A 21,658-nucleotide genomic window follows, 5' to 3' on the forward strand; every position below is an offset into this window, starting at 1 on the left:
CATTTCGTCAATGGCGCCACAGTTAGTCTCGCAGCAACGCAGCTCGCGCTCGCCGGCTGCGCGCGATCCACCAAAAATGCATCTGAGAGGACTGCCAACATGACGCAGGTTCAGGAACCGGGCACTGCCGGCACGGCCGTCCGCGCTTTTCCGAAGCTCAACGTTCCCGACGCGCAGCTCGCGGATCTGCGCGCGCGCATAAAGGCGACGCGCTGGCCCACGCGCGAGCTGGTTCCCGACGACTCGCAAGGTATTCAGCTGGCGACGACACAGGCGCTCGCAACCTATTGGGCGGGTGATTACGATTGGCGCAGGGCCGAAGCAAAGTTGAATGCGATACCGCAATTCCTCACGGAAATCGACGGACAGGACATCCACTTCATCCACGTTCGCTCGCCGCACGATAACGCGTTGCCGCTGATCGTTACGCACGGGTGGCCGGGATCGTACATCGAGCAGACCAAGATCATCGATCTGCTCACCAACCCCACCGCGCACGGTGCGAGCGCAGCCGACGCTTTTCATTTAGTCATTCCCTCGATACCGGGCTACGGCTATTCACCCGAACCGGCGACCCTCGGCTGGGACCCGGTGCGCATCGCCAAGGCGTGGGTCCCCTTGATGGAGCGGCTCGGCTACCCGAAATTCGTAGCGCAAGGCGGCGACTGGGGCGCCTCCGTGACTCAAGAGCTCGCGCTGCTCGCGCCGGGTCAAGTGATGGCGATTCACAGCAACATGCCGGGTACGGTACCCGCAGACATTCTGGCAAAAGCGAAGTCGAACCAACCGGCGCCGGCCGCCCTTTCGGGTGACGAACTGCACGCGTACCAACAGCTCGCGGATTTCTACACGCACCATCTCGGTTATGCCGTCGAGATGAGCAACCGCCCGCAGACCCTCTATGCCTTGATGGATTCGCCGGTTGGCCTTGCGGCTTGGATCCTCGATCACGACAAGGATAGCTACGAGATGATCGCACCGGCCTTTGCCGGGAACCCCGGCGGCCTCTCGCGCGACGACGTGCTCGACAACATCACGATGTACTGGTTGACGAAGACCGCCATCTCGTCCGCTCGCCTCTACTGGGAGAATAAGCTCGACTTCTTCGACGTCAAGGGGGTCACGATTCCGACCGGCGTCAGCGCATTTCCCCACGAGATCTACACGGCGCCGCAAAGCTGGGCGCAGAAAGCCTACCCGAAGCTCGTGTATTACAAGAAGCACGACGTGGGCGGCCACTTCGCGGCCTGGGAGCAGCCGCAGCTCTTCTCGGAAGACGTTCGCGCGACGTTCCGCTCGGTACGCAGCGGCGCCTAACGACCGCCCCTTCCAGGTCACATTCTGCCGGGACATCTCGTCAGAGTGGCATGACTACTCACACGATCGAACTCAAAGCCCGCATCAAACACCCCGTGGCGATCTTTCCCGAGGCGATGCGGGCGCTCCAGGCCCTAGGAAAGGTCGCGCACAACTCCGCCGTGCCGCTGCCGACGCTGCTGCTGGTCGAACTGCGCGCGAGCCAAATCAACGGCTGCAGCGTCTGCGTCGATATGCACTCGCGCGAGCTCAAACGCCACGGCGCGACCGACGAACGCATCTTCGGCGTGGCTGCCTGGCGTGATAATCCGGCTTTCGACCAAGCCGAGCGCGCCGCACTCGCGCTCACCGAGGCGCTGACGCGCATCAGCGACGGCTCAGAGCCCGTCTCCGACGACGTCTGGGACGAAGCCGCCCGTCATTACGATGAAGCCGGCCTCGCGACGCTGGTCATTGCGATTGCGAATATCAACGTCTGGAACCGGCTCAACGCCGCCGTACGACAGGTCGTAGGCGACTGGAAGGTTTAGTGTCATCGGGGATGGCGGATTGGCTGACGGAAAGGTTTGAAGAAAACCGCTCGCATTTGCGAAGCGTTGCGTATCGAATGCTGGGTTCGCTCGACGACGCCGACGACGCGGTGCAAGAAGCGTGGCTGCGCCTCAGTCAGCGAGAGAACGGCGGCATCGAAAATGTCGGCGGCTGGCTCACGACGGTCGTGGCGCGGATCTGCGTGGACATGCTGCGCACGCGCCGGGCCAAACGCGAGGAATCGCTCGAGCTTGGCATTCCGGACTTCATCGTGAGCCGCGAGGAGAGCCCCGAAGAGGAAGTGGTGACGGCCGATTCGGTCGGCCTGGCTCTCCTGGTCGTTCTCGACAGTCTCACGCCCTCCGAGCGCCTTGCGTTTGTGCTGCACGATATGTTTGCGATGCCGTTTGAGGAGATCGCATCGGTCGTCGGCAAATCGCCGGCGGCCGCGCGTCAACTCGCGAGCCGCGCGCGCCGGCGCGTGCAGGGAGCAACCCCGCCCAACGCCGGCTTCGCGCAACGGCGCGCCGTCGTCGACGCCTTTCTCGCCGCGGCTCGTGAAGGTGACTTCGAAGCGCTCGTAGCGGTGCTCGACCCCGACGTTCTGCTGCTCGCCGATCGCGAACCGGCGGCAAAGGGCATTCGCGGCGCGCACGCCGTCGCTTCACAGGCGGTTACCTTCTCCACCAAGGTCGTTGCGCGGATCGAACCCGTGGTCGTCAACGGATCGCCGGGGGTACTGTCGTGGCTCGCCAATGGCCAGCCGCTCTCGATCATGGGATTTGTCGTCGGCGGCGGGCGCATCCGCGAGATGTACGTTATCTCACGACCCGAACGCGTTCGGCAGCTCCTTGGGCTTTAAGGCCCGGTAGTCACTTCTTCTTCGCCAGGTTGAGTGCTACGGCGGCGCGGATCAGATCCTTGAACGCGGCCTCGTCGACCTTCTCTTCCTGATGGATGTCGATAGCGCGCCGGACGTTACCCTCGAGGCTGGAATTGAAGAGCTTCGACGGGTCTGCAACGGCGGCACCTTTTGCGAACGTGAGTTTCACCACGTTCTTGTACGTTTCGCCCGTACAGATGATTCCGCCGTGCGACCACACCGGAACACCCCTCCACTTCCACTCCTCAATCACATCGGGGTCGGCCTGTTTTATAAGGGCGCGCAGACGCGAAAGCATCTTACCTCGCCAGTCGCCGAGCTCTTTAATCCTTGCGTGGATCAGCTTCGACGGCGACTCACTTTTCGCTGCATTGCTATCCTTCATGGTTTCAGCCTTTTCGCGATCGGTGCGGCTACGAGACCAGGATCGCTTCGACGTCGACGATGATATCGACGAGACGGCTGACGACTACGCCGCCGCCGGCCATCGCGTCGTTCCAGCTGATTCCGAAGTCATAACGATCGATCTGCGTTTTCGCGGCGAAACCGGCTCGCTTCTTGGGGCCTTTGTCGACGCCGTCTTCCCACCACGGAGTCTCCCAGGTACCGTGGAAGTGCACGCTCAGCGTGACCGGCCGCGTAACGCCGCGCAGCGTAAGGTCGCCCGTAACCCGATAGTCCGTGGGACCGACTTCCTCAACGCTCGTGCTGCTGAAGCTGATCTTTGGAAACTGCTCGCAGTGCAAGAAGTCGGCGCTGCGCAGGTGATTGTCGCGCGCTTCGACCCCCGTCCAACACGTGGATGCGCCGATCTCCGTTGAGACCGATAGTTTCCGCGGATCGTCGGGATCAAACTCCAGCGTTCCCTCAACGTTTCTGAAGGAGCCGCGCACCCAAGTGACCATCATATGCCGTGCTCGGAAGTGAGCTGCGCTGTGTCCCGGTTCAAAGGCCCATTTCATCGGCTCGTACCCCCGTCGTATCTATCGCTCGCGCCCCGGGCGAACTCCTGGGCATAGCATCTGCCGGCATAACCCCGAAGCGTTGTTCGCGCAATCCTCCGGAGATCGGCGAGCAGGCGGGCGTTCCCTCGCGAGCCCCTTGCCGTGCAAAATGCGTTACTCTCATCAGGGTCGAAGGAAACTTTGGTACGCTCACGACGAACGTGCGACCCCTCGTGAGCGTTTACATCTTCGGGAAGAGAGGACCGCGTAGATTGAAGCGTTCTTTATGGCTATTCGCCGCCTTCGTCGGAGCAAGCTGCGTCGCTGCGAGCGCGACCAAAGAGAACCCGGCGATTGCTGCGTTCGACCGGACGTTCGCCGACGTGAGCGACTACACGTGCGTTTTGCACTCGCACGAAGTCAACGGGGCGAAGTCGCAGGACCGCGTCTACGAATATTCTTTCATGAAGCCGCACTACTTAAAGACGCTGATCGTCAGCGGCGACGGCAGAGGGGGCGGTGCGGTGTGGGTTGGCGGCGACCAAATCAGCGGCCATATGGGCGGCATTCTTTCGGGTATCCACGTGAAGATCAATCTGGACGACCCGCGCGCCCTTTCGCTGCACGGCGTAACGATTCCGAACGGTCTGCTGCCTGGTATCATCGACAATTATCAGACCATTCCCGGAACGCTCACGCAGAGCGACGGCGGCAGAGTCGGGGGCACCGAGACCATTCGCCTGGACCTCAAGGTCGCAGATCCGGCATCGAATCACGCCATCACAGAACAAATCGTCTACCTTTCGGCAGCGACTCACTGGCCGATCCGCCAGGTGATGTATTCGGGATCGCAGGTCGTGCTCGATGAATCGGTCGACGATCTGAAGTTCAACGTTGGCCTGACGAAGAACGACTTTCCCTTCTGAATATGCATTTCAACGAGCGTATCGACCAGTCGACCGTCCAGGATCTGGAACTGGTTGCCGAGTCGGACCTATTCGCGATCTACGCGCTCGGCAGTCAGACGTACCTCTTGGTGCAGCGGCATCAAGGCACTCCGTGGATGGCGCTGCGCGTATCGGGCGACGGCCTGTTCCGAATCTCCGCGCTTCTCAACGACGCGATGCGCCATCTGTACCGCGGCCTAGCCTCGCGCCTTTCACCAAACCATGTTGACGAGGAGGACCGCGCTTCCGCTGGGGTCAGTGCACCACTGGGACCGGCGGACCCGGTGAACCGTCCGACCACCGACGGACCGGAATGAAGATCGTCATCGGTTCGTACGGGCGCATATGCGGCCCAGCAATGACCGGCGATCCATCCCAGCCGGCGGCCCAGGTCGATACTTGGTTGTACGCGATGAACGGCATCACGTGCGGTAGCCACGGCCCCGCGACCTCATCGTTGAGGAAGCCCCCTTTCGAGAGCATGAACGCAAACGAGGCGGGTGCGGGGTCGGTGAAATGATGACTCGCGTACGCTGCTTGTGCCTTCTTCGCGATCTGTTCGCGAGTGTCGCCTGCTAACGCCCACTTCGTTCGCTCCACATACTGCGGCAGCACGCTTCGCACGGCCGGGGGATTGAAACAGCTCGGACCGCGCCCCTTCGGATTCCAGAACTCGGGGTCGTCGAGTCCAGCCGTCCAAGAGCGTTCGACAAGACAGACCCAGCCGTTGTCACCCTTGAGGGCGACGTAGTACCCCTGCTTGCCGAGCACCAGCACCGAGGCGTGCGCCGAGACCGAGGCCGGACCTGCGCTGCGCGCGAGTGCGATTTCCCCGGCGGACTCCATAAGGTACTTCCCGACCGGTGCCATTGTTGGGTATTTCGATGCTGCTTGCGTCGTTTGGCCTTCCGCCGAAGCGTAAGAGGCGAGCAGCATGGTAAGAGACAGGCACGCAATGTATTTCACGGAACCCCCCAAAAGCAGTCGTCGATCTATAATCGAACGGGAGTGGCCGAAAGTGACAGCCCCGCCTTTGGCTGCCGCCGCACAACCTAGCCATCGAGTGATCCCATTCGGGGCACTGGCGTGGTGGCTTTCGAACGCGCAGGCTAGCCTACCATATGTCTTGTTCGGTCCACTGAGATTGGTAGACTGCACGGGTGAAATCAGCAAATAGCATAAGTATCTTCGAGTCGTAAGCGTCCCCCGCCAAAGACCCAAAGGGGATACTCAGGGCTAATATGGACGTATTGGGTTTTGCTTGCGGTGTCCCGACGAACGCGATGCTAATGTTCTTGTCATGAGGCTGAGCGGCGCAGCGCATGACGGCAAGGAGATACAGTGCCGCGCCATTTGAGGGAAATGTTTGCGATGAAGGCGCGATGTCATAGAAGTGATCCTTCTCCAGCACCGCCAGCAGTCGATCGAAGATGACCGGTGGCGAATCCTCTGTCGTTGAGTCCGTCGCTCCGCAGCAGGCGTGCTGCACTTCGCCGAAGCGGCTTTTGAGACAGGCGGGACCTCCGCCCTTAGCCACGTCGTTTAGCGAAACGTAGAGGGCAACCGTAACAGGACAGGCTCCACGCTGGACGCGATGGCCGCGACGGACTGCAACAGGTTCCGTGACCCCCTCTGATCGGAAATAGATGGCCGAGATGTCATGATAGGACGGCTTGGCTCCGGGCACGCACGATGCACTCGAAAAACTCGGAAGCGTAGCGAATCCTAGCGCAATCAGCGGCCCGCACACTGAGCCCTTCATGACTAGAAGAACTTTCGGAAAGGGCGGAACGTGACGAAAGGAGCTTCGCGCTAGGCTCGCCGGCCCCCGCGCGGTGAACCGCAATGGAACTAAGCCGGCGAGGCCGAACTCCTCATGCCGGTCTTTTCGTGCTACGAGGAGTAAGGCGAGATGGCATGCTGCTCTCGGTCGAAGAATAACCGGTGAAATAGTGAGATCGTGAAAGCGGCGGTTCTGCACCGGTACGGCGGACCAGAAAATCTCATGTACGAAGAGCTTCCGGATCCCGTTCCGGGTGCGGGCGAAGTGCTCGTCAAAGTTGCCGCGGCCGGGATCAATCCGATCGACGTGCATTGGATCAGCGGGGCGACGGAAGCTTGGCGTACGCTGCAATTCCCCGCCGTGCTCGGTTGGGATGTTTCGGGAACGGTCGCGCAGCTGGGGAGCGGCGTAAACGAACTTTCAGTGGGCGACCGAGTTGCTGCCTGGGCGGATCACACGTTCGCCGAGCTCGTGGTCGCGAAAGCGGAACTCTTCGCGCAGGTTCCCAGCGGGCTCGACCTCGTTGATGCGGCGGCACTGCCGCTCGTCACGCTGACCGGCAGCCAGCTGATCTCGATGGGGAGCGGTATGAAGCCGGGCGATACGGTAATCGTCGCAGGGGCCGCCGGCGGAGTCGGCCGTTCTGCCGTGTATATGGCCAAGAAGCTCGGCGGCACCGTCATCGCAGGGGTCCTTCAGAGCCAGCTTGATCAGGCGCAAAGCATCGGCGCGCATCGCACCGTTGCACTGGACGATCCTGCCGCGTTTGCAGCGCTGCCGCAAGTCGAGATCGTCGCGAACTGTGTGGGCGGTGCGACGGCGTCCGAACTGATGGGCAAAGTCAAAGCCGGCGGGACCTTCGCATCGGTCACGGGTCCGCCGGGCAACGCCGACGCGTATCCAGCGGTCAAGGTCGTCTCGTTCCGCTCTAAATCGAACAGCGCGCAACTTCGCGCGATAATGGAGGCCGTCGCCACTGGCGAGCTTACGATTCCAATCGACCGGCGGATTCCGCTGCGGGACGCAGCCGCTGGAGTGGCTGCGGAGGCGAAGGGCGGCATCGGCAAAGTGCTGCTTGTCCCCTAAAGCACGTCGGTTGGATCCGGCTTGCTCTGTCCGACCTCGATAATGTAACCGTCGGGATCCCGAATGTAGCAGCGAATCTCGCCGTACTTATCTTTCGGCTCCGTGATGAACTCGGCGCCTCGGCTCTTCCATAATTCATAGCATGCCTGAATATCGGCAACGCGGATATTCAAAAAGCTGCTCACCGTATCTGGGTCGGCGGGAACGCTGAGCGTTACCGAGGGCTTATCCGGAGTTGGGCCGCCCCCAACGTTGACAATGAGCCACGTATTCGCGATCTGAATGTGCCCAGACGCGCCCTTGCTGTCGCCTCTGCTCAGAACGCGGCCGCCGAAGACCTTTTCGTAGAAGCGAGCCGATCGGTCGATGTCGGCGACGGTGATAAAATGTGTGACGGTGAACCCGTCCCGCGGGGGCATCTCATAGCTTTTCTGTTCGATTTGTACGCTGTTCATTTGATGACTCCAATTCCGATCCAGTGCTGATCTGGTATCCGCCGGGATCGACCAGGAATTTATTATAGATAGAGAGGGGAACCGGTGCATCCGAGATGCCTTTGTCTTTGTCCTTCCAACTCGCCGGGAGCCACGCGCAACGCAAGACACGCATCTCAGTTCTGCGCTAGCATTGGGTCGATCTCGGCGTCGTTGATTTTTGGCTACCGCGACAAGTTCGCCGGAGAAGCGAATGCGGGTGCGCCATTCTCGGTGCCCTTGATAGGGCAAGGCATACGGCCGATATCGTATCTGATGTCCGCTGACACCGCGGCCGGGGCAGCTCTTGTCGTGAAGACCTCGCCATCCCATTTGAAATATGTGCCAGTCGTCCAAAAGACGTGCGTCAAGTGGGTTGGGCTGATCCACGGCTCAAAGAAGACGACGAACGGTATACCAAGTCTTGGATTCGAAGGGAAAGCATACCGCACCATATCTTCTTGGCAAGACTTCACTCTTCGAAGCGCCTCGCGGATCATTGAAATCTCTTTGGATGTTAGCCCAGGCTGCCCGGGCTCGTTGTAGTCTTTGGCCACGTACGATGGCCACTGCGGCGGTGTGGATGGCAAGGTCCCAGGCGGGCAGGTGGGCTCACTTGGGTCTGCATAATGATTCGCTCGCCGGCTCGACATCGGAGCCTTCATTTTGTTGTCTGTGCCCTACCAGGAAATGACGATTTTCCCGTTGCCGGATGCGGCCGCGCCTCGGCGATTCGAAATCTGCTTCGCCTTGGACGTGACGTAGGAAGAACCGCCCCCGCCCCCGCCTCCGGAGCCGTCATAGGAGCCGCTGTAACGACCGCCTCCGCCGCCGCCGCCACCACCGAAGTAACCACCGGCGCCGCGACCGCCCCCGCCGCCGAACGCCGACCCACAGCCCTGACCGCCTGCGCCACCCTTGCCGAGCGTTCCGCTCGTTCCATCATTAGAACAGCTGCCGTGGCTCGCGCCTTCGCCGCCCGAGCCGCCGGCGCTCTGCGCGCCTCCCCGACCACCGTCACCGTCGCTTCGGCCGTAGCAGCATCCGTTCGCGCCGTGTTTGCCGGTTTCGCCGCCGCCGGCGCCGCCGCCACCGCTCTTGCTGCCGCTGCAGCAGCCACCGTAGACGCCGGCGCCCGCACCGCCGGCCGCGACCACGATGCGATCCGCAATTTTGTCACCACTCTGCCGGACATCCGAAGCGCCACCTCCACCGCCGCCCGCGCCAACGTACGCTGGGCCGCCGCTCGGCGCGCCGCCATCGCCGCCGCCGTTAAAACCGCCGGAGCCGGGCCCGGCAATACCGCCCTCCCCGCCAACGAAGATCCGAAGCGTCTCGTCCGGTGTGACGCCGACCTTCGCCTTTACCAAACCGCCGGCGCCGCCCCTTGAATCGGGACTCGTCCCTTCGCCGCTCGCACCGCTCGCCGTCACCGTGACGCTTGTGACGCCGCTCGGCACCGTAAAGCTCTGTTTGCTGCCTGTGTAGGTAAAGCTCTGCGAGTGTTTTTCGCCGCGCGGTACTGTCGCGGGATTGACTTCGCTGCTCGTACCGGCCGCGAACTGCGATCCGCCACAGCCCGCCAACATCGCAATTGCAAAGCCGCTGGTAAACGCCGCGCGGCTCAAACCTAAAATCTTCATACACCCTCCCCTCGCTCCGTAACCAGAGCGCCCGTCAAGAACGTTCGGCTCGCGGCCTGCGGTTCCCATGGCAGCGAGGCTCAGGGATTCAGGGATTGCGGCAATGGCCGTGCGGAGTCACCGGGGCTCGGCTGAGGCAAGGCCGAAATTCCCGAGAGCCGTGACGTTACGGAGCAAGGGGTACAGTGATGAAAAGTGACTCATGATCTCTCTCATCGCCGCAGCGGTGTATGCGTTGCACGCCATCTCGCTTCCGTCAGGATGGTCGTTAGTTACACCAACGTCCGGCTTCGACGTTTCGACCGAGCCGACGTCCGAAGCGATCGCTCGAAACGGCGCCGTTGCCGTCTTATTAACGCGGACAGGTAACCCTGGAGGCGCAGCGCGGCGTCTACTAATTGTTCGAGCAAATGGTACGCGCCTGATCCTGCAACCGCGATCCCTTGACATCGCAAATGCCTTTCCGCATTCCACTAAGCCGTCAGACTGTATGGCCGATGTCGATTCCTGCCCGTACTTCGAACGCGTCACGCTGGCGCCGGATGGCACGCCATTTGTTACGCTGACCTCCGACTTCAGCGGCGCCTACTCGGGATCAGAGCGACGAGGTTTCGTATGGAATGGCAGATGGCACCCGGTGCCGCCCGGCAAGGCATTTAGCGGAGTTGGGAAGCCGGATGATCCTGAGAACGTTTCGATTTCGGCAGCTGACGGCGGATTGATATTTGCTTTCGTGGGCGACTACCAAGACAGGTTTCCTAACGAGGATCTGGACCTGGCGTTGCAAGATCGGTATTACATGGCCGAGGTATCAGGCGTGAGCTACGAGGGCGTAACCGTTGCACTCGGCATCGGCAATGCGACCGCCATGAGCGGAGCATTCGTAGCTGGATTCGACGGAGACCTCAAACTTGTACCGTCCAGAAATCACGATTTGGTCGCAGTCGCTTGGCGTTGCGCATTCAACAAACTCGCCAACGCTCGCGCATGCGCGAGAAACACGCTCGGCCCCGGGATTGCATACGGCATCGACTCATACGGAGAGGCGGTCGGCGACAATGAGTCGTCGGTGCCCGACTTGGGGTCGTTGCCGCTGCATAGCGCTGGTTTCCCGGTGCTCTGGCGCCATGGGCATACGCTGATGCTTTCCAAAGACGATCGGGGTGCGGCGTACGCAATCTCGGGAAGCGGCGTCATAGCGGGCACATTAACCACCGGACCAGGCTCGGACGCTCTACTAAGTGGCTTCGTCGCAAATGCGCGTGAGAAAACACCTCGAGCCTTCCCGCTTGACGAGCTCGTTCAGAATGACCGAGGGCGGCACGTAGAAGCCGCTTTAGGGGTAGCCGACGATGGCCGCATTCTCGCCTTTGTCACCGACCGCGATGGTCGGAGCGAGCTTGCCGTGTTAGCGCCGGCACCCGCCGTTAGAAAGTCTCGATAATTGCGCACCTGCGAATGCGCCGGCCCGTTCGCCGCTCCGCCGCTGAGTGGGCGCAGCCTGCCAAGACCGCGCGGTGACGCGTTATGGCAGCAGGGGCGGCCAGTACGCTGATCCCTCCGGCGTATGGAGATCTTTGCCGATTTGTCTCTTGGACGGCTTAAGTGAGCCGGGTGCGAATTCGGCGATCGAGCTGCTGCCGTAGTTAACAACATAAAGCCAGCCTTGCTCGTTGACCGTGACGTTCACGGGGCCATCTAGTCCTTGCGTGATCGTTTGATCTGGCTCGCTGGCGCCGGATTTAAACTCAGCGACCGTGTTTTGCAATTCATTGGCGACGTATAGCGTCCCGTTCGCATCGACCGCGATGCCGAATGGTGACGTTACACCATCGGTGATGGTGCGGAATGGGGCCTTCTTGCCGGACGCGTAAACAACGACATTTCCACTGCCTGAGCTCGCGCGATTTGCAACGTAAATATTTCCCGACCGATCAATCGCGACGCCGAGCGGGTTGGTCAGACCCTTCATGATTATCGTCGCCGGTTTTCTCGAACCCGGCGCATATTCGGTTAGGCTTGGACCCGAGCGCCGTTTGAAGCGAAATACGTAAGGGTCCGTTACCCAAAGATTGCCCTCGCTGTCAATCGCGCAGAACACCGGCTCCCCGAGGCCCTTTTTTATGATCCTTGTGGGGCGGCTTCGACCGGCTGGGTATTCCGAGATCCAACCCGCAGCGTTCATTACGTACAACGTTCCGTTCCCGTCAATGCAATCTCCGGATGGCTCCTCCAAGCCGATCGTGACCTGCCTTTCGGGGCTCGGGCTCTTTCCGGAAGCATCGTACACCAAGATGCTGTTGCTGGCGTACTCCGTGACGAACAAGCGCGGCTGGGAGGGAGCTCGCACCCCGGAGGTATTTTGCCTCATCGCCTCCGGCGCGGCGAACGTAGCCTGCGAGTCGCATCCTGAGAGCAAGGCCGCAGCCGCACCGATGCTAAGCGCAAAGCGATCCAAGTCTGCCATGAACACTCCCTCCCCAAGCACAATGGATTTGCAGAACGGACTATTTCTTCGCTGCTGTCACCCCGAGCGGCTCATCGAAGCTCCCCGTGAAGACCGCAAGCGGCGAACCGCCGGCCGGGTATTTGAACACCTCGCCGCCATTATTTCCCGCGTCGCCGCAATACAGCAGGCTTTTAACGATCCACGTCTGGGCGCAATCGCCGGCCCCAGTGTACTGTATCGTGTTCTTCAACGTCGCCGTCGTTCCACTAAGCGAGTACTGGTACGTCTGGCTGGTGATCTGGTCAAACACGGTAACGTTGGTGCCATCCCACTGCACCGAGCCGGGGAAGACCGGAGAGTTGCTTGTCTTGATCGTAACGAATTTGCTGCTGCCCTTCGGAAGCTCGACCAGTCCGAAGCTGCCGCTCTCAAAAAACCCGTCGGCAAAGAGATTGCCTTTGGCATCGTAGCCGTTAAAGAACTCTTCGGATAACGGAGTATTGTACACCGTACCCGAGCCGGTCGCGTTCTTGAAGATCACGACCTGACCGCCGGAACTGCCAGAATTACCTATTAGGACCCCGACCGCAAGATCGCCGCTAGTGTTCATAGCACAGCTGGACGTGTACATGTAGTCAAGAGAAAGCGATCTGAGCAGCTTCTTTGGAACCTTGTACTCGGTAATCAGGTCGTTCGTACGCCCGGCGTTCCAGAAAATCTTCTTCCCGTAGCCGTACAAAACGTTGGTGCACCCCTGGCCGCCAAGGCCATTGATCTGACCGATCATTGCGTCACTTTTTGGATAGTTGAAAATGCTGCCGTACGAGCCGTAATCGTTGAAGATGAACTCGTAGTCCTTCGACTTCGCTTTATCCGGTACAAGTTCCGCATAACGCGGTAGTGGATTCAGCCTCGCCGCCGTTACCGGCCTCCCATTCACGAACAGCGTCCTACCGACGTGGGTCGTAGTGAAGGTCGCGGCTGACGGCGTCACCGTCGAGCCGCTCCCGCACGCCGAAACAATGGCGAGCGCTACGACAGCGCCGGCGCACTTAAGTAAACCAACGGTGTTCATTAACCTTGCTCCTTTGAAGTAGATATCAGGCGTCGCGCTCGGTCTCTTGACAAGGCTTAGTTAGCGATCGGCACCCCGAGCAGCGATACTGGTGTTCACTTGGTCTTCTACCGGCGTTGGAGCCGCGCCTTCACGGTGCGTCCGTCGTCGGGGACCGCCCTGCCGCTTTGCACGGCGTCACGCCAAGCTTCGACGTTGGGCTCGCTGGGGTGCGGCGCACCCCAGCGAGCACGTGCGTTAAAGACTATTTCTTCGCTGCCGTCACCCCGAGCGGCTCATCGAACTCTCCCGTGAAGACCGCAAGCGGCGAACCGCCGGCCGGATATTTGAAGACCTCACCGCCGTTATTTCCCGCGTCGCCGCAGTAGAGCAGGCCCTTAACGATCCACGTCTGGGCGCAATCGCTAGCCCCGGTGTACTGTATCGTGGTCTTCAACGTCGCCGTCGTTCCGCTAACCGTGTACTGGTACGTCTGAGCTGTGCCCTGGTCAAACACGGTGACATAGGTGCCATCCCACTGCACCGAGCCGGGAAAGTCCGGAGAGTTGCTCGTCTTGATCGTAACGAACTTGCTGCTGCCCTTTGGAAGCTCGACCAGTCCGAAGCTGCCGCTCTCGAGAAACCCGTCGGCAAAGAGATTGCCTTTGGCGTCGTAGCCGTTAAAGAACTCTTCGGATAACGGAGTGTTGTACACCGTACCCGAGCCCTTCGCGTTCTTGAAGATCACGACTTGACCGGCGGAACCGCCGGAATTACCTATTAGCACGCCTACCGCAAGATCGCCGCTAGTGTTCATGCCGCAGCTGGATGTGTAGGTGTAGTCAAGAGAAAGAGACCTGAGCAGCTTCTCTGGAACCTTGTATTCGGTAATCAGGTCGTTCGTACGCCCGGCGTTCCAGAAAATCTTCTTCCCGTAGCCGTACAAAACGTTGGTGCACCCTTGGCCGCCAAGGCCATCAATCTGACCGATCATCGCCTTGCTTTTTGGATAGTTGAAAATGCTGGCGTACGAGCCGTAATAGCTGAAGACAAACTCGTAGTCCTTCGACTTCGCTTTATCCGGTACAAGTTCTGCGAAAGGCGGCAGGGGACTCAGCCTCTCCGCCGTTACCGGCCTCCCACTCACGAACAGCGTCCTACCGACGTGGGTCGTATTGAGCGTCGCGGCCGACGGCGTCACCGTCGAGCCGCTCCCGCACGCCGAGACGACGGCGAGCGCAACGACGGCGCCGGCGCACTTAAGTAAACCAGGGGTCTTCATTAATTCTTTGCTCCTTTGAAGCGGAAATCAGGGGTCAGCCCGCTTTTCGACCGCCATAGAGGCCGCGCCTCCGTAAGCACAGTCGGAGACCGCTTTGTAAGCAGCTCGGTACGCGCACACCGACAAGACGCAGACGCTGACGTTCGGCACTCCCGCTTCTTGGTCCGTAATGCACTCGGTGGTTTGAGCTTACGGTCCGCCGCTAATCACATAGCGAAGGAAAACGGCTGCTTTTCTGCTCCATTAGGGGCTCATCTGTTCTTGCGCTACAACGGCATTCGGAAGAGCGTTCCGCATGCTACCTCAAAGTCGAGGCAGTCTGAGAAGTTGCCCCCCGCGTGCGTCGTTCCGTACAAGGAGCCGTTCAGCTCAAAGAGCGCGTCGGGCGCGGTGCCGTCGGTGCCGCCCTTGAAGCTATAGAGGACGCTCTCGTGACCAGAACCGTCGATCTTGAAGATCGTGCCGTCACCGTTTGCGCCGCCGGTAGCAGTTGTGCCGTAGATTTCGCCGTTCACACTGATAAGCGCTGCGCCGGGATTCTTACCGTCGAGGCCGCCGGCGAAGCTGTAAACGACGCGCTCATCCCCGGACGGGGTTATCGAAAAGACCGTACCTAGCTCGTGTTCTCCGCCCCAGTAGGTCGTGCCGTACAGTCTGCCGCCGACGTAGATCATCTTGGCAAACGGCTGCACGCCATCGGGCACACCGCTTCCATCGGTGCCGCCGAATTGGTGCAGTACCGTTTCAACACCCGAGGTGGTGATTTTGAAGACGGTACCGGATCCGTACGGCTGGCCTTCCGTCGTGCCGTAGAGCATCCCGTCGACGTCGGTGAGTCCAGCCTCAGGACGTTCGCCGTCGGAACCGCCTTTGAAGCTGTAGATGGCGTTTACCTGGCCGGATGACGAAGCGGCGAAGACGGTCCCGTAACCCTCACTTCCGCCGAGCGCCGCGGTACCGTATAACGTGCCGCCTTCGTCGACAAGGTCGCCATTCGGATCGCTGCCGATTCCGGATCCATTGAAGCTCTGGAGCACGGTTTCCGAACATTTTCCCGCGTGACAGGAGAGGCTGAACATCGTACCAGCCAGTCCCCGACCGCCGCCGGCAGTTGTGCCGTAGAACGTACCGTTGCGATCGATCAGACCGCCATTGGGTAACTCGCCGTCTTTGTACTCACCGTTCTTGTTATGCGAGAACTGATAGAGGACCCGTTCGCGCTTTCCTGACGGGCTTATTGTATAAACGGTGCCGCAGCCCGTGTCCAAGCTGCAAAAGCTTCGGCCCCCTCCGTTGGTCGCACCGAAGAACCTGCCGTCTACATACGTCAGGGCGCCGGCAGGGAATGCGGCGTTCGGGCGCCCCTTGAAGCGATAAAGGATTGCGATCGATCCTTTGCCGCTCGGTGACGCGGTCATCGATGGCCTCTTCGCTGTTGATGAAGCCGCTTCGTACGAAGTCGCAGCTAGGTTGGATTCGGGAAGACTCGCTCTCGCCCCGCAGCCTGCGATTGCAATAGCCGCGATGGTCCAGAGGTAACGGAGACATCTGCACATGTCAAAAGCGCCTTTCGCATAGTTGAATGGTCCGTTTAGGACCGACGCTTACCTCGGCCTCCCCTCCAGAGTTTATTTCGACATGAATTGGGACATTCGGCTCATAGCGATAGAGCGAAACTCCCATTCAACTGACCGGACGGCACGGTGGTAGAGAGTCTATGTTTTAGACTGTCGCAGCGGGGCAAGCGAGTATCGCTAATAACCACTCTGCTCGTAAATCAACTCGCCATCTACGAACACACGGTAGGTGTGTGGCCGAATCCCAGCAATGATTAACGGGCGCTCCCTTTCAATCACAACTCGGTGCTTCTCGACCTTGCCAACTCCAAACTCGTGGCGTCGTTTTCGTGCAAAGCCGAAATGGGTAGAAGGCAAGAGCCAACTCTGCCGCGCCACTTGTTCACCATTCACAAGGATCTGCATAGCGCCAGTGAACCAATTCCGAGAAAGCTCAATCCTTGATCTTTCTTTGTAACCGACTTCAACCGTAAATCTCATAATCGCTCCGAGCTCTCTGGACCACCTGAATTCCGGATAGCGTAATACTTCGGTATTTCCGTTCGCGGGCCTCGAGCCGATGCCGGGCCGCGGGGCTTTTGAAAGATGCGAGTGGCTCGTTCATTCTTGCAGAACTGCCCAAAGGGAGTTCCACCTTTACCGCGATCACTTTGGATCGCGTGATACAGAGCCTATCGCGCGCGGCCTGCTCGCGCGTCCGTGCCGTGTAAAGACGCCGCCTGCGAGGCACTGAGAGGCGCTGCGCAAGCTCGCGGGCTCGTAGTGCTCGACTCGCTGGGGAAGCGCAGAGACGCGGCGAACGTTCCTAGGCACCCACCCTTTCGTGCGTCAAGGAGAAAGGCAAGTGAAGATTCTCGATTCCGGCCCCTGCGCATTAACCTGCGTGGCTGTCGCGTTGCTCGCAGGCTGCGGCGGGTCGCAGCCGCCGATCGGCGCACCGGGCGCCATGCCGGTGGGCGGCGCGCTCACCACGCGCAGCAATAGCTCGAACTACGAAGTTCTGCACGTATTCCGCGGAAGGCCCGATGGTTGGGACGTCCAAGCGTCGCTGCTTGACGTGGACGGTACGCTCTATGGCACATCGATTCAAGGCGGCCGATTCAATAAGGGGACGGTGTACACTATCACGACAAGCGGCGCGGAGCAGGTTCTATACAATTTTCCGCCGGTCGGTCGCGGCCGCCACCCTTGGTCGAATCTGATCGACGTGAAGGGCACGCTCTACGGAACCACCTATCGGGGCGGCAAGTATCAACTTGGAACGGTATTCAGCATCGGCACGAACGGCGGGGAACATGTGATTTACAGCTTTGGGCCGGACTCCGACGGTGAAAACCCCGAGGCAGGTTTAGTCGACGTGCACGACACGCTCTACGGTACGACGGTGTTCCAAGGCGAAGACGGCGCGCCCCCTGGATGTACGTTCCACGGCGGAACGGTTGGATGCGGAACCGTGTTCAGTGTAACGCCGTCGGGTACTGAACGCGTGCTGCACTACTTTGGCAGCGGCTCTGACGGTATATCGCCGTCGGGCCTGATCGACGTGAAGGGTACGCTCTACGGAACCACAGGCGGCGGCGCACACGGCTACGGCACCGTCTTTAGCATCACGACCGGAGGTTCGGAAAAAATACTCTACAGTTTCGCCGGCGGCGACGACGGCGCACAACCCTCGGCGAGCTTGATCTCCGCGAACCGCAGGTTGTACGGCGTTACAGACGAGGGAGGTACGTCCGGCAACGGGACGGTCTTCAGCATCACGAGGAGCGGCTCGAAAAAGATAATCTATAGCTTCGGGCCGCCGGACGACGGCAGATTTCCGCTGGGGGGCTTGATCGACGTCGACGGCGTGCTCTACGGCACGACATCTCAAGGAGGCACGGCCGGGTTGGGGACAATTTTTCGCATCGGCTCTTCCGGCAAGGAGCAGATCGTGCACAGTTTCGGCGGTAGCACCGACGGTGTCGTTCCTACGGCGGCTCTGATCGACGTGAACGGCACGCTGTACGGCACGACATCCGGTGCGGGTGGCCCGTTCTCAACCGTCTACTCGTTCACTCCCTAGTGCTCCCCTGCGTTCAGGGGCTTAGCGCAAAGACCGCCCCCTCGGTGCACTAACCATATGCGCCACCAGATACCGGCTCCGCTGGAGTTCAACGACGCAGCGGCGAACGTACTGAACCACCATTTTCCCGGGGGAGCACCACAGATGGGACGGTTCGTCGTAAAGCGTCTTGCGCTGAGCCTAAGCATCGCCGCGGCGTTGCTCACTGAGTTCGGGTTAACCAATCCCCCAGTCGCCAGTGGCCTAAAAATGGGCTCAGACCCAGGAAGCGAGATCCTATGATGCGTTGCTACGTTCTAACCATTCTGGTAATTGGATTTTTTTCACTAACCGCGTGCGGAGGCGCTTCGAACGGCTCCTTCGCTCCACGTCTTGCGGGCACGAACGCCCAGCCTTTGAGCAGTGTGCTTCACAGCTTTGGCTCGTTTCCCGACGCCGAGAGCCCACTCGCCGGGATGCTCGCCGGTAAGAACGGCGAGTACTACGGAACCACTCAGAGCGGCGGTAACCCAGGCAACGGGGCGATTTACGAGGTCACGGCTGCCGGCAGCGAGCAAGTAATTTACAGTTTCCAAAGCGGCACAGACGGCGCGGATCCGGTATCCACGTTGATTATGGACAAGAAGGGCGCACTCTACGGTACGAGCGACACCGGCGGCTCATCCGGCTGCGAAGGGCCCGGCTGCGGCACCGTCTTCAAACTCACACCCAACCAACAAGGTTGGACCGAAAGCGTACTCTACCGGTTCACGGGAGGCAACGACGGCGGATCACCGATCGGCGGTCTGCTGATGACCAAGCGCGGAGCACTTCTCGGTACGACGGTTGGTGGTGGGAGCGGCGGGGGCGTCGTCTTCGAGCTTATGCCGTCGGGCTCTACCTACACCGAGACGGTCGTCCACGAGTTTTCAGGCTCTCCCGACGGCCTCGATCCGACCGACGCCCTCGTTTCCGATAGCGCCGGGAACCTATACGGTACCACGTCCGAGGGCGGTCTCACGACGTGCCCGTCTCGGTCAAGCTCACCCGGCTGCGGCACCGTCTTCAAACTGGCTCCGTCGGGTTCGAAGTATTCCTATTCCGTGATCTACCGTTTCAAGGGTGACGCGGACGGAATCGCGCCCTGGGCAAGTCTTCTTCGCGGATCTAACGGTGTATTTTACGGCCTGACTATGGAGGGCGGCGCCCTCGGTAAGGGCACGGCCTTCGAACTGACGCCGAAGGGTTCGCGGTACCGCGAAACGGTGCTCTATTCATTTAAAGGCCGCAGTCACGGCGCGTATCCGCGCTCGGACCTGGTGGAAGACCGCGGCGGAAACCTCTATGGGACGACGCCGTTCGGTGGCGGCGCGCATTGCCGAGATGGCTGTGGCACCGTCTTCACGCTGGCTCCCTCCGGAAAGACTTTCACCGAACACGTGCTCTATACGTTCCAAGGCCCTCGCGCGGGCGACGGCGCGATTCCCCTCGGAGGCGTTCTAATCGACCGCCATCGCAACTTGCTCGGAACCACTTTCAACGGCGGCGCTTCGCATTATGGCACGATCTTCAGCGTTTGTTGCGCGGCGTCGTCCCCGACACTCCGGGAAGCATCACCGTAAGCGTGGCGCCGTGAATTATCGTTTTTTTCGAATCTCGTCCGCGCTATGCACGCTCACGCTCGCCATCGCTTGCGCACAGATGCGCCCGCGAGACCGCATCGCCTTTGCCGGCTGTATATTTTGAGGTGCTATGGACAAGTGGTTTCCTATCCGAACTGCGCGACTGCTGCTGCGTGAGTTTAGAGAGACTGATGAATCGGACTTGCATGAATATGGGGGCGATCTAGAGGTCTCCAGGTACGTGGCCTGGGGCCCCAACACACCGAAAGACACGCGCCACGTGCTAAGCAATCGTATTGAGAAACAGCGCATATGGCCGCGTAATGAGGTCGAGCTTGCGATCGAGCTATCCAAGGAGGAAAAAATAATCGGCAGCATCAGCCTTGTTATCCAGTGCGACGACGACCGTATAGCTTCTTTTGGGTATGTGGTAAATCGACGATATTGGGGGCAAGGTTATGCAACGGAAGCCGCCGCCGCACTTCTTAGCCGCGCGTTCCAGGAGCTAGGCCTTCACCGTGTTTGGGCAACCTGCGATGTTCGCAATGTGCCGTCCTGGCGGGTGATGGAGAAAGTCGGCATGAAGCGTGAGGCGGCCTTCCGACGTGATGTTTTCCAAAAGGGTGAGTGGCGCGATTCACTGTGAAAGGAACCGCTGATGCCAGCACCAGTAGAGCAGGGCGTTCATTAGTACGTTGAGATACGTAGCGCAGTCATGGAATCCTGGATGAGAGAATGCGCCCGCCGTAGCTATGCGAAGTCACCGGGGCTGAGCCAGGTCAAGACCGAAACAATGCCTCGCGCCGTGACGTGCCCGGCCTCGGAGGATGGAAATGCCGACCTTTGGACTCATCCGGTACCCGCTGAGTAGCTGCGTCGCTGCCGCATTGCTGGTGGGCTGCGGCGGATCGCAGCCGCCGATCGGTGCGCCCGCAGCAGCGCAGCAAAGCCCCACTACTATCAGACATGCGCAGCACGGCGGATTCTGGATGAAGCCCGAATCAGCGAGCGGCGACCTCATTTATGCAGTAGGCGGTTGCGGTGGAGCGTGCGTCCTAACCTATCCCGGCGGAGAACAGGTGGGACAGATCACTCTGTCTATTGCGTATGCTGCATGCTCCGATACCCAGGGCAATGTTTTCATAACGGGCGGAAGCACGGTCGATGAATTTGTGCATGGCGGCGTGACGTCCGTGAATACCTTAACCTTGCCAGGCAACCAAGCATCCGGCTGTGCCGTTGACCCGGCGACAAACGATCTTGCCGTTGTCTACGACGAAGTCAGAGTTGCTGTCTTTCCAAATGAAAGCGGTTCGCCGCTAATCTATTCCACGAAACTGTCGGCAAACTATTGCGGGTACGATAACGAAAGCAATCTTTTCGTTTCCGGAGATAATGAGCAATCGCATACGATTTCCGAGTTGCCTCACGGGATGACGAAATTTACTATTCTTTCCGTAAAGGGTAAGCTCGGTAATCCAGGGCAGGTGCAGTGGGACGGATCGCATCTCACATATGAAAGCCGCGACCCCATCAACATCGCGCGATTGTCGATACGTGGCTCTATCGCAAAAGTCATAGGAACGACCTCATTCAAGGGCCACGGCAATGCGGCAATGGCCTCGTGGATCTATGATGGCAGCGTTTTATTGCCGTACGGCGGAAAAGTAGAAAAACTAAATAAGATCGGATTGTGGCCATATCCTGGAGATGGCAAGCGGACAAATAGCATTAACTTTTCGAGTCGCATCTCCGCGGTTACCGTAAGCTCCGTGCCATAGAAGCGCCCAGCTAGACCCCGGGTGATTTGAGGCCGCCAGGCGGCGCGCCTGGAGAAACAACCCCTTGCAACGCTCGTTCTATTGAGAAAGCGTGCACCTGCAACCAGTTCATGATTTTCCGATACGGCTCGCCCACTCTGCGATCGCAGCATCACTGCCGAGCCGCTGAGCTGGGTTTTGCGCGCCTAGCGGCCGCGCCAGCCTAGCCGCCTAGCCCTGCAGATCGGCACGGCAGCCACGCC

The 21,658-nt window shown here is 60.1% G+C and carries 22 protein-coding genes; 11 read left to right on the top strand and 11 right to left on the bottom strand.

The features are described from left to right. Positions 1-99 precede the first annotated feature (99 nt). Genes VGG51_10240 through VGG51_10250 form a run of 3 tightly spaced genes read left to right on the top strand, consistent with a single transcriptional unit; the run spans position 100 to position 2,710 of the window. On the top strand, positions 100-1,317 hold the full coding sequence (locus VGG51_10240; protein ID HEY1883404.1) for an epoxide hydrolase: 1,218 nt from the start codon (positions 100-102) through the stop codon (positions 1,315-1,317). Between the two features lie 50 nt (positions 1,318-1,367). Continuing rightward, positions 1,368-1,847, top strand: a complete 480-nt coding sequence (locus tag VGG51_10245) for a carboxymuconolactone decarboxylase family protein (protein ID HEY1883405.1) — start codon at positions 1,368-1,370, stop codon at positions 1,845-1,847. 11 nt (positions 1,848-1,858) lie between these two features. Further along, positions 1,859-2,710, top strand: a complete 852-nt coding sequence (locus tag VGG51_10250) for a sigma-70 family RNA polymerase sigma factor (GenBank protein HEY1883406.1) — start codon at positions 1,859-1,861, stop codon at positions 2,708-2,710. Positions 2,711-2,720: 10 nt separating this feature from the next. Here VGG51_10250 and VGG51_10255 read toward each other — a convergent pair whose 3' ends face one another. Further along, positions 2,721-3,116, bottom strand: a complete 396-nt coding sequence (locus VGG51_10255; protein HEY1883407.1) for a DUF1801 domain-containing protein — start codon at positions 3,114-3,116, stop codon at positions 2,721-2,723. 28 nt (positions 3,117-3,144) lie between these two features. Further along, positions 3,145-3,693, bottom strand: a complete 549-nt coding sequence (locus VGG51_10260; GenBank protein ID HEY1883408.1) for a YceI family protein — start codon at positions 3,691-3,693, stop codon at positions 3,145-3,147. A 254-nt stretch (positions 3,694-3,947) separates the two neighbouring features. On the opposite strand from VGG51_10260, the gene VGG51_10265 reads away from it, so the two are divergent. Next, entirely contained in the window at positions 3,948-4,601 is a 654-nt protein-coding gene (locus VGG51_10265) for a hypothetical protein (GenBank protein HEY1883409.1), read from the top strand. A gap of 2 nt (positions 4,602-4,603) precedes the next feature. Then, a complete protein-coding gene (locus VGG51_10270; protein HEY1883410.1) occupies positions 4,604-4,939 on the top strand; it encodes a hypothetical protein in 336 nt (111 codons plus the stop codon). On the opposite strand, the gene VGG51_10275 is transcribed toward VGG51_10270, so the two are convergent. After that, positions 4,878-5,492, bottom strand: a complete 615-nt coding sequence (locus VGG51_10275) for a hypothetical protein (GenBank protein HEY1883411.1) — start codon at positions 5,490-5,492, stop codon at positions 4,878-4,880. The genes VGG51_10270 and VGG51_10275 overlap by 62 nt on opposite strands. A 244-nt stretch (positions 5,493-5,736) precedes the next feature. Beyond that, positions 5,737-6,309, bottom strand: coding sequence for a hypothetical protein (locus VGG51_10280; protein HEY1883412.1), 573 nt, complete (start codon positions 6,307-6,309; stop codon positions 5,737-5,739). A gap of 273 nt (positions 6,310-6,582) precedes the next feature. Here VGG51_10280 and VGG51_10285 point away from each other — a divergent pair, with 273 nt between their 5' ends. After that, positions 6,583-7,491 (top strand): NADP-dependent oxidoreductase, encoded by a 909-nt coding sequence (locus VGG51_10285; GenBank protein HEY1883413.1) that lies wholly within the window; start codon positions 6,583-6,585, stop codon positions 7,489-7,491. On the opposite strand, the gene VGG51_10290 is transcribed toward VGG51_10285, so the two are convergent. Together VGG51_10290 and VGG51_10295 are read right to left on the bottom strand one after the other, a co-directional pair. Next, on the bottom strand, positions 7,488-7,946 hold the full coding sequence (locus VGG51_10290) for a VOC family protein (GenBank protein ID HEY1883414.1): 459 nt from the start codon (positions 7,944-7,946) through the stop codon (positions 7,488-7,490). The genes VGG51_10285 and VGG51_10290 overlap by 4 nt on opposite strands. 698 nt (positions 7,947-8,644) lie before the next feature. Further along, positions 8,645-9,607 (bottom strand): hypothetical protein, encoded by a 963-nt coding sequence (locus VGG51_10295; protein HEY1883415.1) that lies wholly within the window; start codon positions 9,605-9,607, stop codon positions 8,645-8,647. A gap of 202 nt (positions 9,608-9,809) precedes the next feature. Here VGG51_10295 and VGG51_10300 point away from each other — a divergent pair, with 202 nt between their 5' ends. Continuing rightward, on the top strand, positions 9,810-11,051 hold the full coding sequence (locus VGG51_10300; GenBank protein ID HEY1883416.1) for a hypothetical protein: 1,242 nt from the start codon (positions 9,810-9,812) through the stop codon (positions 11,049-11,051). A gap of 81 nt (positions 11,052-11,132) precedes the next feature. On the opposite strand, the gene VGG51_10305 is transcribed toward VGG51_10300, so the two are convergent. The 5 genes from VGG51_10305 to VGG51_10325 form a co-directional block, all read right to left on the bottom strand. Next, positions 11,133-12,074 (bottom strand): hypothetical protein, encoded by a 942-nt coding sequence (locus tag VGG51_10305; GenBank protein HEY1883417.1) that lies wholly within the window; start codon positions 12,072-12,074, stop codon positions 11,133-11,135. 40 nt (positions 12,075-12,114) lie between these two features. Continuing rightward, a complete protein-coding gene (locus VGG51_10310) occupies positions 12,115-13,050 on the bottom strand; it encodes a hypothetical protein (protein HEY1883418.1) in 936 nt (311 codons plus the stop codon). Between the two features lie 325 nt (positions 13,051-13,375). Further along, the gene (locus tag VGG51_10315; GenBank protein HEY1883419.1) at positions 13,376-14,392 is read right to left on the bottom strand and encodes a hypothetical protein; all 1,017 of its coding nucleotides are present in this window, start codon (positions 14,390-14,392) and stop codon (positions 13,376-13,378) included. Between the two features lie 266 nt (positions 14,393-14,658). Next, positions 14,659-15,810 (bottom strand): choice-of-anchor tandem repeat GloVer-containing protein, encoded by a 1,152-nt coding sequence (locus VGG51_10320; protein ID HEY1883420.1) that lies wholly within the window; start codon positions 15,808-15,810, stop codon positions 14,659-14,661. A 336-nt stretch (positions 15,811-16,146) separates the two neighbouring features. Then, positions 16,147-16,449 (bottom strand): hypothetical protein, encoded by a 303-nt coding sequence (locus VGG51_10325; protein HEY1883421.1) that lies wholly within the window; start codon positions 16,447-16,449, stop codon positions 16,147-16,149. A gap of 364 nt (positions 16,450-16,813) precedes the next feature. Here VGG51_10325 and VGG51_10330 point away from each other — a divergent pair, with 364 nt between their 5' ends. The 4 genes from VGG51_10330 to VGG51_10345 all read left to right on the top strand — a co-directional run bounded on the left by VGG51_10330 (position 16,814) and on the right by VGG51_10345 (position 21,416). Continuing rightward, on the top strand, positions 16,814-18,034 hold the full coding sequence (locus tag VGG51_10330; GenBank protein ID HEY1883422.1) for a choice-of-anchor tandem repeat GloVer-containing protein: 1,221 nt from the start codon (positions 16,814-16,816) through the stop codon (positions 18,032-18,034). A gap of 404 nt (positions 18,035-18,438) precedes the next feature. Next, positions 18,439-19,635: a choice-of-anchor tandem repeat GloVer-containing protein gene (locus VGG51_10335; GenBank protein HEY1883423.1), complete on the top strand. Its 1,197-nt coding sequence runs from the start codon at positions 18,439-18,441 to the stop codon at positions 19,633-19,635. A gap of 130 nt (positions 19,636-19,765) precedes the next feature. After that, entirely contained in the window at positions 19,766-20,281 is a 516-nt protein-coding gene (locus VGG51_10340; protein ID HEY1883424.1) for a GNAT family N-acetyltransferase, read from the top strand. Between the two features lie 181 nt (positions 20,282-20,462). After that, positions 20,463-21,416, top strand: a complete 954-nt coding sequence (locus VGG51_10345; protein ID HEY1883425.1) for a hypothetical protein — start codon at positions 20,463-20,465, stop codon at positions 21,414-21,416. Positions 21,417-21,658 lie beyond the last annotated feature (242 nt).

Source organism: Candidatus Cybelea sp., from assembly GCA_036489315.1.
Classification (GTDB): domain Bacteria; phylum Vulcanimicrobiota; class Vulcanimicrobiia; order Vulcanimicrobiales; family Vulcanimicrobiaceae; genus Cybelea.